Raw genomic sequence first — 12025 nt, forward strand, 5'->3', positions numbered from 1 at the left:
TTTGTAAAGTTTTCGTGAGATTTTTTCAGATTAATCATTAGGTTTAATCATTAAATTTTCAGCTATTATAGATTTCTTAGAATATTTTAATGTGATGTAGCCAATAATGCTAAAAGCCACAGCCCCAATCAGATTTACCATCAAATCCTTCATAGTATCGATGATTCCAATGTCTAGGTAACCATTGCTTATCACGTAGGATTTACCGTCAGCTGTGTTGACGATTGTGTCGGTAATATTTCCAATGAAGAATGGCATTCCTGAATTATCCGGGTCAAGGGTAACAGAGCCTATGTTTTGCACTATGAAATCCTTTTGCATGTCCAGATAGAAAAACTGGTCCATTGTAAATTCGAAAAATTCCCACATGACACCTACTGTCATAGAAAAACAAAATGCTACAAGCGTAAGATAAAATGGAGATAAATTGATGTTTTTGCTTCCTCGATTCAACAGGTAAATTAGCGAAAATCCAATGGCTGCACACAAGAACCCATTCATAGTGTGGAGCATTGTGTCCCAACCAGGAATTTTGACATAGTAATGATCTACCTCACCGAGAATTTCAGCCGCATAAATAAAACTAAAAATGATGGCTTGAAACACCGCCGGTATTTCTACTCTCATTTTCTGTTGCAAAAAAGCTGGCATCAAAAACAGAATTAGTGACAACACGCATAATGCAGCACTTTCATAATTCTTTGTGAGAACACATCTAATTAAAGTCAAAATTACAAATGCCCGCAGAATAAGGTAAAATATGAAGGTTTTTCTGTTCTTTTTGTAGTCGTTTACTAGCGAATTCTTGTAATCCAGCAGTTTCATTTTGCTCCCCCTGTGTAGTCAGCACATTATTTTATAATCTCCTCATATCTAGCGCTGACCTTACCCCAATCCAGGACTTCCCAGAATGCATTAATATAATCTGGGCGTAAATTTTTATATTTTAAATAATAAGCATGTTCCCACACATCAAGAGCAACGAGAGGAATCATTCCTGTCCCCTCTGAGATAGGATTATCCTGATTGTCTGTCTTGGAAACTGCAAGCACTCCAGATTTGTCTGTTGAAAGCCAAGCCCAGCCTGAACCAAACTGTGCTGCTGCAAGTTTTGTTATTTCTTCTTTACATGTTTCTAGACTGCCAAACTTTTTGTTGATAGCATCCGCAAGCTTGCCAGTTGGTGCCTTTGCTGGATTTGGAGAAAACATTTCAAAATAAAGATTATGATTATAATAACCTCCGCCTTGGTTCTTGAGGCCCTGACGAAGTGAGGCATCTACAGTGTCCAGATGGGCCAATATTTCCTCCGCTGACTTGCCAGTCAAACCTGCTTTTTCAACCAAATCATTGAAGTTCTTTGTGTATGTAGCGTGATGCTTGCCATGATGAGTCTCAATTGTGATTTGGTCAATCCATGGTTCAAGAGCATCTGTTGCATAGTCTAGTTTAATCTGTTCAAACATTGCAAATCCCTCCTTTGTGTGCTTGTGAAATAGTTAAAGCTGTGCCGAAGCACAGCTTAATTATACTATATAATATGTAAATTCTGGGTAATATCTTTTGAGAAATAATACGAAAAAGGCTAGCGGTATATATTACTGCTAACCCTTTTTTAAAAGACAAATTTTAATTTCTTAGATTATATTGTAAATTTAATATGTTTGCAATAGCATCCTGAAGCACTCTTGAATAATTCAAACCAGCTTCATCAGCCTTTACCGTCATCCAATATGGGACTGTGCAATTCTTCCTAACTGCGCGATTATCAAATTGTCTTCGGTATTCCTCCAAATCGACATCTACCATTGTCTGTAAACCATCTGAATAGTCAAAAATATCGTTATTCTTTTTTGCTTTCGCCACGGCTTGTTTATAGGTAGATACTTCTGGCAAACTATCCTCTTGTCCCATGCAAGCTAATCCAATGTAGTCTCTAGCCATTTCTATAGCATCTGCCAAATCCATCCCTTCTGTATAGCCATCCAAATCAGGAATATAAACCAAAAATACGTCACCAGATTGTTTAATTAATACCGGATATGCAACCTTCATAATAACACCTTTCCACTCTTCCCCTACAGAAAAATCAAGCAAGGTAGGGATTAAATCCTGCCTTCTTGATAATCTGCTTAGCTGTTATCTCATTAAGCTCTCTGTGACGCGGTATCACGACCTGTGTTGTACCATTGGTATAAATATCATGACTACCGCCATTTCTGAGCAGATAAAAGCCAGCATTTTCAAGGCTTTTAATTAAAATTTGTCTTTTCACATCAGTTACCTCGAAAATGTTTATTCACTTATAATTATACGCATGCAATGCGCATTGTCAATGCTATTTATCTTTCTTTTGAATATCTATTATTGATTTTATAAAGGCAACTACCATCATAATCATTAGGCAAGTTCATCGCGTAAACATTAAACATATTATCATATTTGTATAATACTCTAAGTACATCCAATTCTGTTAATGATGTTTCATAAGCAATCATTTTAATCGTATATAATTCGCCATCTTGCATTAATTTTATGACTTTATCTTTTTTACTCATACACTCACCTACTTTTTTCTTTACTATATCAAGATTTTCAAAATCATGTCCCCCCTCTGAGGACATATTAGACAAACATCTATTTCGTACAATATCTTTAAATTTCATATGGGGTTATGAAACAGCCAATGCTAGCGCCGCCTGATTGGCTATTCCCTATTGCATGGGCGGATTCATTATATCCTAATGGGTTTAGGTAGTTATTTCTTGATGGCCGCTTCAGCAGATACCCCAGGAAAGAAAAAAGCAAAGTTTGCTACAATGATGGTTTACTTTGTGCAGCTTGCTTTTAACTTTGCTTGGTCACTTATATTTTTTAACGCAGCACAGTACATGCTAGGAAGTATATATCGTAATTTCGTATTTGTCCTCACCTAAGTGTACACAGCCTGAGCCTGATTATAAAAGTTTCTTCCCAATAATTGAGAGATTTCTATCCTTACACATCCTTCGATTTTCCTCAAACATCAAATCAATTTCCTCATCACTTTTCAAATCATCATCTACCTTTTCTATTTTCACGTTATAATGTGCCAATAACGTCCAACACAATGCATTTGCAAAAGCTGATATAAATCTTGAATCTACTGCTGGTGCTAAAGTACCTTCAAATGAATATCTCCAATCCACAAATGCATTTGATATCAGTAATAGCTCATCTAGTACTTTACCTTCTTCTCTATATTCAGGCGCCTTCGTCAACAAATGATCCAAAACCTCAAACTGTAGTGAGTCAGGCAATAGCGAAAATAAAATATAAATATTATGTCTTTTGTTGTATTGAATTCCACTGTTAATTAGAAGAGCCTTTATGGATAATTCTATCGAAAAACATCCATTCACAATTACTGGTACATCTATCATTATTTCAAAAGGACACTCTTGTTTTGTCTGTTCCAGGGCAATATATGCATTATAGAATGCCTTTGCCCAAATAACTGATTGCAGCGCCTTATTATCCGTATTATGTATCTTGGTCTCCATTTTCATAGTTGTAACACTCCCTTCGCTTACTACAGAAAAACTATGTGCAATATTAAAGCCGTTTCAAATCACTAATCTATTTTCCCAAACACCAACCCCAAATTACTGTACCGCTTCAACGAATTCGAGTCTTTTTCTATAAAAGCCCAAGTTTTCTTATAACTATCTATGACTGCAAATTCTGGATTTGTTATAAAAGCAACAAAAGCCTCCACTTCATCCTCATATTTCTCAGCAAAATCATCTGCCAATTCTTCCTTTTCTCTATCTGTGAACGCTTTTAGCTCTCCATATAAAACATGCTCTAGATTACAAGAATTATAATACACTCTGTATTTAATTCCGCCCTCACACAGAGATTCACACACTTTTCCAGTTAGATATAGTTTTGTGAGGATACCCTTTTTACACTCATTTCGGGATATTATTCCATCTCTGTTATTTGTTTCAATTCTATCTTCATAATAAAATGGCTTCTCCGCACTATCATTTTGAACAACGATATCCGTTTTCACAAAAGCACCATCAGTATCAACTAGATGGATAACCTCTTGTACATCCTCTGATTCATAACCATATCTATCCATCGTCCTTTTTATTTGGTCGTTCAAGCGAGATATTATATTGTCTCGCGATACATGAGGCTCTGTAGTTATATCACCATGTATCACTAAAAATCTAACTTCATCGGTCGAAAAATAATTCTGAAAAATGGTACCTAACGCAGCCTTATCCGATGGGCCTTCTACTATGAAAATAATAACCTTCTTCTTAAGATTCACCAATGCTTCTACCTGCCTTTCTAAAAGCCCTAGCAATCTTTAAGCTATTGGTTTCATCATAAATCAGTTCATCTTGGCCCCCTAATGTGAGTGTCTTTATATATTGTTTTCTAAAGTTGTTTGACTCACGCAAATTTTTCATTCGTATATATCGATTATCTGGATTAACCGTCGAAAACATAATATTCTCTTTATCTAACATTTCAAGAGCACGAAGATTATGAGAAGTAAATAATAGTTGACCCTTTCCATCGGTATTAAAAATATCCAACAACTCACCAAGCATAAACTCAAATATTCCTGCATCAAGCTCATCAATTACCAAGCAAACAGAAGGCTCATTATAAGCCTGAATAAGGGCACTGAGAATGGAAATAATTTTAACTATGCCTTCAGATTCCATTCTGATTGGTATTTCAGACTGTCCATCGCGTTTAGACATCAACTCAACCTTCCAACCATCTTCTCCTGAGTCAAGTGCTTGTTTTCCATGTTCTTTTATAGAAATCTGAAGACCTGGAATAATTTTATTAATAACTAGATTTATTTGGCCAACTATTCCATATAATAATTGCTTTTCACGCAGAGGCAACGTAATTGGGTCCTTCATAAAAATAGGCAAATCCCCCTTACTTCCACCATCGCTTTCATCAAGTCTGAATGCCATTGGCAAAACTATTTGAGCAGTGATAACTCCTGAATGAGAGCTCCTTATTACGAATAAATCTTTAACCGCATATTTGTATAATGTCGAAATAATAAATGCATAATCCTTAAAACCATTTAGATACTCTTTACAGAATATTTCTCTACTACTCTCTCCGAATATATATGAGCAGTTGCTTTTTTCTGCCATTTTTTTTGCAACTATAATATCTGTTTTGTTTTCCTTATTTTCCTCAATAAGCTCCTGTACTCTAATGGCTGGCTTAAACACTTGCGAAGTATCATTTCGATCAAATTCCATAAATACTGTTTTATTTGTTCTTTTATCGCACTCATTTTTTGCACAGCTAAGAGACTCTCGGATTATTACAACACTTCTATCTTCCTTTCTCAAAGATACCTTATATGTGACTTCATAAATCACTCGTTTTATAAAAATATTGTAATCAACTTCAATTTCAGCTGTCTCAGCATCCGCAGAAATATAGTCTGCTATCTCTTCATCTAATTTCTCGCCAAGAAATATCTGTTGAAGAAAATACATAACATCAACAACAGCAGTCTTTCCCGAACCATTTTGCCCATATATGCCAAGTACCTCCGAGTTATCTCTTATAAAAGATTTCCCAAGCGCTCCTGGCATAATTACTCTACCGTTAGTAACATTTTTAAAATTCTTTATTGTAAGTGCAGCTAATCTGACAATTGTGTTCATATTTTTTCATCCTCCTGTTCGTATAATATCACAGCAAACAAAAAAAGCAAACATTTTTGGCAAAATCGTATAAAAAATACAGATCCAGCAAAAACGTTTGCTTTTATTTATTTTCTTTATATTAAATTTTATATATGGCTGAATTGAAGCTACTCCATACGTTACTGGTTTTGGTTCAGTAATAGCAGGTGATAGTTCAACAAAAGTCGGTTCACTAACAATCATCTGATTAGATTCATCTGTAGTCTGAAGCTGGCTTGCGAAATAGTCCTGAACTCGTCGCATGTGATCATAGAAGGTTGGTGGTTTAATATCGTGAAGGGCACACCATTCACGAACTGTCATGTCTTTGGGTCTGGAATTGAAGTCTTTAACTTCTTCAACCCATTGCTGATAACGCATCTGTCTTTTTAAGGCAGCTGAATTTTTCATATGAGTATATCCTCCTATATGTTCGGATTTTATGACTTGTATGAGAACTATGTCCATAGTTTCCATACAATCCATAGTTGTTATACAGAATTATCTCAAATCCGAACAAATGGAACGAGGTACTGATGATTTACCGTTTACATAAGAACGAACTGTCCTGTCGCCCTAAATAGTCAAATATATCTTTTAGACTTTTAAATTTTATTTCGGGAATTGAATGCTATACCTAACCCCAAATATTATTTTTAACATTGTCTTCTTCCTTTATAGTTTTAAAAGGAATCTAACTCTAAATATCCTAATTAAAAGACACTAACTAAATCTACGGAGAGATTTCTTCTTTACTGTCAATTTTCTCGCACCAAACTTTATCCCCTCATAATCCTACAACTATGATGCTTATACCCCTCACTATCAGGTCTTACTTCTTTGTCATAATTTATTCCCACAAGAATTATATTTCCTTCGTATTTTTTCAATGCATCAGGATACTTTTTATCTGTAATTTGACTCATTGCGGACTCTGCATCCTTGTTCCATTTTAACTCAATAAGAATAGCTGGCTTATCAGGGTACTTTGGAGATGGTATGTACACCAAATCCGCATATCCTTTACCTGCTTGCATCTCTGGAATCAGTGTGTAGTATTCCTCCGCATTAAAATATGCTAAACGAACTGCATATGATAACGCAGCTTCGCTATTATATGTTTGGTTACCAGCTCTCATGTGAGCCTCTTCTACCATTTTTGCAACAACAGCCTCATCTCCTGCCCATGTGGCTTCGAGTAGTTTCTGAGAATTATTTAATACTTGGAATAAGTAGTTCCACTCTTGATCTTGCGTCGTTTCCCTGAATACCTCTCTAACCTCTTTATTTGGAATAAAAACTTCCTTACTATGGCTATCGTAGCCAAGATATCCTAAGTGGATGAGCAATGTAAAAATATCATCTTTTGAATTGAATGTTGTCATATCGTTTTGATATGTACTTACATTTACTGACACTCGGCCGCCATTCATTAATACTGCTACATCTTCTTTTAAACCATCAAAATTTCTACGTATGTACTCTTTTAATGCTTCTCCAGTCTCAGTTTCATTCCAATAATTACTAAAGGTCCCGGTTCTAATAGAATTTACAACAGACAATGGACTATAAATATGATATTCTTGTGGATTCACCTCGTGAGGTGGAACTACCCCAGTCAGGTGATAGCCGTCATACCAACATTTCAAATCGTCAAAATTACGTCCGTAATCTTTGCATTGCTGCAGTACTTCCTCATCTGTAAACCCCACATATTCCGCCAACTGAGCAGGTTCTATCATTGAGTATTCGTCGAACATATTCAATGCCGAGTGCTCACCGTATTTCTTTATTGGAAGAATTCCTGTCATATAAGCCAATGCAATGTATGGTTCATCTTTCATCAAATCACGTAGGAAATCCAGATATCTTTTTTGCCCCTCCAAATCATTTTGAAGCTTTCGGAACACACAATCCCATTCGTCTATAACCATCACAAACTTCGTTTTGTTGGCAGCGTATATTTCTTCTAAGCTTGTATGCAAATCGTTAACATCTGAAAAATCAACGTCTGGAAAGGCATTCACAATATCCTTAGTAACTCTTTTATTTACTAATTCAATACAATCATCCACATTATCCTTGCCCTTGATAAATTTAACCATATCGATATGTATAACATTATATTTATTTAGATAAAGATCCCATTGTTGTTTTGGAATATATTTATGGTCATCGTTATTTATCTCAGGATTGAGCTTTTTATCTGCAAATATACTTCTGCTATCTGTAGAAATGTCGTAATACGCACCTATCATATCAGCAGCTATGGTCTTTCCAAATCTTCTAGGACGAGAAACTGCCACATATTTCTGCTTTGTATCAATTACAGAATTAAGATAATCTATCATCCTTGTCTTATCTATGAAGATTTCTGATCGTATTGCTTCCTCAAACTTTTCTGTTCCTGGATTTAAATAGATACCCATACCATTTTTCTCCGATGCGTGTTTAATATAAAAAACAGTACCAAGGTTTATTTTAACCTTGATACTGTATTATAGCATAATATAGCCGATGTTTTCATGTTTTCTACATCCTGTGGAAGACTAAGCACTTACGACTGAAAACATTCATATATTAAAGTAAGCGCCTTTTTTGGCGCTTATTAAAGTGGTTTTGCGATTATTACAAGATGTATTCTATCCAACTATCTGCTCGTATCTGGCACTCACTTTATCCCAATCAAGAATCTCCCAAAAGGCTCTGATGTAGTCTGGGCGTAGATTCTTGTATTTCAGATAGTAAGCGTGCTCCCACACATCTAATGCAATAAGTGGAATATGACCCGAACCTTCTGAAATAGGATTATCCTGATTTAAAGAATTTGAAACATATAGTTCTCCTGAATTATCTGTAGAAAGCCATGCCCATCCAGAACCAAACTGAGCTGCTGCAAGCTTTGATATTTCTTCTTTACAGTTATCTGTATTTCCAAATTTGTTATTTATAGCATCTGCCAGCTTTCCTGTTGGCGCTTTAGCTGGGTTAGGTGAGAACATTTCAAAATATAGATTGTGGTTATAATATCCACCACCTTGATTCTTAAGTCCCTGGCGAATTGACTCATCTACTTTATCGAGGTTTCCTAGGATTTCCTCGACGGACTTATCAGTCAAACCGGCCTTTTCGACCAAATCATTAAAATTCTTTGTGTATGTCACATGATGCTTACCATAATGCGTCTCTATTGTAGCCTGATCAATCCATGGTTCCAGAGCGTTTGTGGCATAATCTAATTTTATTTGTTCAAACATTGTAAATACCCCCTCCTTTTTTGTTTGAAAAATAGTAAATGCTTTGGTTTAGCATGAATAAATTATACTACATTATAAAATATGTGAGCAGTATTATATAACGCCTTGGCATTCCATTTTTATCAAGAATTTTTTTAGATAATATTGGCAAGTGTACATTTCTTAATCATATGTGGAAAAATAAAAACCTATATTCTCTTTTGTCATAAAACTCACTAAGAACATCACATTTAAGTATACGTTTTATCGTTTACCAACAGGCATCAATCTGCATTTAATACATCGATATTAAATTGCATATGCCCCTCCTCTTAAAATCATCCCAAAATACATAAATCCATAGATAATATGTATTGCTAATATTCCCCATGTAAGATTATAGAAATTATTTTGCTTATCTTCCATCTCACGTAAAGATAAAAGTTTTCCTATACAAACCACATATAGTACAAGTGATGCAAACATCATATTCCATCCCCAGTTACCATCCAACATTCGCATTCCGTTTTCAAGTAGAAAATGTTTTTGTATAAATGTTACTACCTCGAACACCCATGCAAAACCAAAAATATAATCAAATAATCCTTCATGTATACATAAAATTGATACTAATGTAGGAAATAGATATGTAGCCAGAACCATCCATTTAAAATATCCGCCATTTATCAGCTCTTTTATTACGCTAAAAGTAAGAACTATCCCAGAATCATTGTCCGCTGTATAAAGAACTTTATACTGATATATCAATGGGCACATACTCAATACAATTATAGCCAGCAGTATAATATATTTTTTTATATCTTTTTTTTGTATCATTGCAACAATAAAAAATATAAATACTGAAGGTGCAAATGCAACAATAAAGTTAGGTTTGAACATATTGGATAACACTAAGCTAACAAAAAATGCTATAAAATCTATTATTTTTATATCAACATTTCTGATAATTCTTATGTATACAACAATAGAAATCATAGCAAACAATCGCATAGCAATATATGTAGAATTGTGCCATGGCTGTGTTAAATACGATTGTATATATGTATGTTCAAGCCTTACTAAATTACCAATCTCATCAGTCAAAAGGTAGAATGGAGTTTTTTCTGGGATATATAAAGAAGAAATAAAAAGAAGTGCAAACGAAAGAAATGTTATAATATTATAGTTCTTATTTACTACTTCTTTGTCAACTCTCACATCTATCGAGTACAATAATACTTTTCTTATTGCCACTCCAGTTGTTGATACAATTACTCCAATAAGAACAGCAATAGGCAAAGTACTATTTGAAATCCTATATAACAATATAATGATTAATGATAAAAGACTATATCCTTTGCCTGCTAAAGAATACTTAATATGAACAAGATAATCTGATGCAAACGTGACTCCATCAGAAGTTGTCATTTTATATGTTAAATATGATGTGATGTATGTCACCCATAACCATAAAATGCTTTCCAAAAATCTACATCTATTTTTCATTTTCCCCTTTTCTTGAGTAGTTTAATCTAAACTCTTCGTATCTATTTTTTATTATTTGATTACATCTTATCTTTCTTAATTACACTCTTTATAACATATTGGGGTGAATTATTCATGTTTATATAAATTCTACCTACATACTCACCAATAAGACCTAATACTAAAAGTATCATCCCTCCTAAAATAAGCATGATAGAAACAACAGAACTCCATCCTAACATTCTTGTAGGATCACTGAATTTTCTGATTATCACTATAATTGCGTACACAAATCCTAGGATAGCGACAAATCCTCCACTATATGACGCCATTCTAAGTGGCAAAATAGAAAATGACGTAAATCCATTCATCCAAAGTCCAAGAAGCTTTTTCATGCTATAACCGGATTCACCAACCATACGCTCTCGATGGTTTACTTCTACATTGCAAATACTTTTTGTACTTCTTAGAACTAAACCGATTACATAAGGGTACGCGCCCTTGTAATTGAGCATTTCATCTACGATAAATCTTTTAGCAGCAAAATAGCTTGAAACATAGAGTTCCTTTGGCTTGTTTAGCATGGTTTCTGTCATTTTTTTATTGACCCAGCTACCAAAATTTCTAAAACCAGAATGCTGTTTATGCTTGTACTCGGCATAAACAACATCATAGCCTTCATCTATTTTGTCCAGAAGCTTGTCTACCTCGTCAGCAGGTGTCTGACCATCATCATCCAGGCATACAACTACATCACCTGATACAAAGCTGAATCCAGCCATCAAAGCTGCGTGCTGACCAAAGTTTTTAGCATGGTCTATTCCAATGATATTTTCATTGTCTGCACAGAGCCTACGAATAACACTTAGTGTGCCATCAGGCGAACAGTCATTGACCAAAATGATTTCGTAAGTATGCTCTGTCATTTGCTGCATTTTATTTTGTATTTCGCTTACTACTATTTCCAGAGTTTTTTCAGATCTATAGCATGGTATTACAAAAGAAACTTTCATTTTCTGCACCTTCAATCCTTATATCTAGCCATAAAAATCACGTCATGATAGAGTCCATCTATACAAACATCGTCATGGAATAATCCCTCTTTTACAAACCCTGCATGCTCATAGGATTTGTATGCTCGAATGTTGTCAGATAAAACTCTTAAATATATTTTATGCATACTCAAATGTGAAAAAGCATAGTCTACTATAAGTTCTGCAGCCTCGCGTCCTCGGCCACCTCCCAAATAGTCTTCCTCACCTATGAAAATGCCATATTCACCTTTGTGATTAACATTGTCAATATCCTGGATATACACGCAGCCGATTCTTTTATCATCCTGCTTATCCCAGATAATGTACTGAATGGCTTCACCTGTATCCACATGGCACTTTATCCAGGCCTTTTGCCCTTCTATGGTAAATTCGCCACGGTATATATAGCGTTCTCTTACCAACTGACTATTACGCCAGCGGACAAAATCTGCCAAATCCTCATCTGAAATAGGGGTTAGATATATTTTTTCTCCGTCTATTCTCATATTTGCCATTAGTTCTTGCTATAGAAATCCTTTACTGT

Annotated in this window: 15 protein-coding genes; 1 reads left to right on the forward strand and 14 read right to left on the reverse strand. The window is 34.9% G+C overall.

Translation table 11 applies throughout. From position 1 onward, the window contains the following. Positions 1-30: 30 nt before the first annotated feature. The 5 genes from BLV53_RS11655 to BLV53_RS11675 all read right to left on the reverse strand — a co-directional run bounded on the left by BLV53_RS11655 (position 31) and on the right by BLV53_RS11675 (position 2558). Positions 31-825, reverse strand: coding sequence for a DUF2238 domain-containing protein (locus tag BLV53_RS11655; protein WP_090301045.1), 795 nt, complete (start codon positions 823-825; stop codon positions 31-33). A 26-nt stretch (positions 826-851) separates the two neighbouring features. Then, positions 852-1466, reverse strand: a complete 615-nt coding sequence (locus tag BLV53_RS11660; protein WP_090301047.1) for a superoxide dismutase — start codon at positions 1464-1466, stop codon at positions 852-854. Positions 1467-1629: 163 nt separating this feature from the next. Next, the gene (locus tag BLV53_RS11665; protein WP_090301078.1) at positions 1630-2055 is read right to left on the reverse strand and encodes a type II toxin-antitoxin system HicB family antitoxin; all 426 of its coding nucleotides are present in this window, start codon (positions 2053-2055) and stop codon (positions 1630-1632) included. A gap of 34 nt (positions 2056-2089) precedes the next feature. Beyond that, a complete protein-coding gene (locus BLV53_RS11670; protein ID WP_090301049.1) occupies positions 2090-2275 on the reverse strand; it encodes a type II toxin-antitoxin system HicA family toxin in 186 nt (61 codons plus the stop codon). 67 nt (positions 2276-2342) lie between these two features. Further along, positions 2343-2558, reverse strand: a complete 216-nt coding sequence (locus tag BLV53_RS11675; RefSeq protein WP_170830838.1) for a hypothetical protein — start codon at positions 2556-2558, stop codon at positions 2343-2345. A 159-nt stretch (positions 2559-2717) separates the two neighbouring features. Here BLV53_RS11675 and BLV53_RS11680 point away from each other — a divergent pair, with 159 nt between their 5' ends. Next, positions 2718-2936, forward strand: coding sequence for a tryptophan-rich sensory protein (locus tag BLV53_RS11680; protein ID WP_278335395.1), 219 nt, complete (start codon positions 2718-2720; stop codon positions 2934-2936). Positions 2937-2957: 21 nt separating this feature from the next. Here the strand turns inward: BLV53_RS11680 and BLV53_RS11685 are convergent, their stop codons facing one another. The 9 genes from BLV53_RS11685 to BLV53_RS11725 all read right to left on the reverse strand — a co-directional run bounded on the left by BLV53_RS11685 (position 2958) and on the right by BLV53_RS11725 (position 11996). Beyond that, a complete protein-coding gene (locus BLV53_RS11685) occupies positions 2958-3548 on the reverse strand; it encodes a HEPN domain-containing protein (protein WP_090301055.1) in 591 nt (196 codons plus the stop codon). Between the two features lie 65 nt (positions 3549-3613). Beyond that, a complete protein-coding gene (locus tag BLV53_RS11690) occupies positions 3614-4324 on the reverse strand; it encodes a toprim domain-containing protein (protein WP_090301057.1) in 711 nt (236 codons plus the stop codon). After that, a complete protein-coding gene (locus BLV53_RS11695; protein WP_090301059.1) occupies positions 4314-5705 on the reverse strand; it encodes an AAA family ATPase in 1392 nt (463 codons plus the stop codon). Before BLV53_RS11695 ends, BLV53_RS11690 begins: the two co-directional genes overlap by 11 nt. Before the next feature lie 6 nt (positions 5706-5711). Next, a complete protein-coding gene (locus BLV53_RS11700; protein ID WP_090301061.1) occupies positions 5712-6137 on the reverse strand; it encodes a hypothetical protein in 426 nt (141 codons plus the stop codon). A gap of 368 nt (positions 6138-6505) precedes the next feature. Continuing rightward, positions 6506-8155, reverse strand: a complete 1650-nt coding sequence (locus BLV53_RS11705) for an AAA family ATPase (protein WP_090301063.1) — start codon at positions 8153-8155, stop codon at positions 6506-6508. Between the two features lie 213 nt (positions 8156-8368). Further along, a complete protein-coding gene (locus BLV53_RS11710; protein ID WP_090301065.1) occupies positions 8369-8983 on the reverse strand; it encodes a superoxide dismutase in 615 nt (204 codons plus the stop codon). 288 nt (positions 8984-9271) lie between these two features. Then, entirely contained in the window at positions 9272-10468 is a 1197-nt protein-coding gene (locus tag BLV53_RS11715; RefSeq protein ID WP_090301066.1) for a hypothetical protein, read from the reverse strand. Between the two features lie 59 nt (positions 10469-10527). Continuing rightward, entirely contained in the window at positions 10528-11460 is a 933-nt protein-coding gene (locus BLV53_RS11720; RefSeq protein WP_090301067.1) for a glycosyltransferase family 2 protein, read from the reverse strand. A gap of 11 nt (positions 11461-11471) precedes the next feature. Then, a complete protein-coding gene (locus BLV53_RS11725) occupies positions 11472-11996 on the reverse strand; it encodes a GNAT family N-acetyltransferase (RefSeq protein WP_090301069.1) in 525 nt (174 codons plus the stop codon). Positions 11997-12025: the final 29 nt, after the last annotated feature.

The organism is Pseudobutyrivibrio sp. ACV-2 (genome assembly GCF_900107545.1).
Lineage (GTDB): Bacteria > Bacillota > Clostridia > Lachnospirales > Lachnospiraceae > Pseudobutyrivibrio.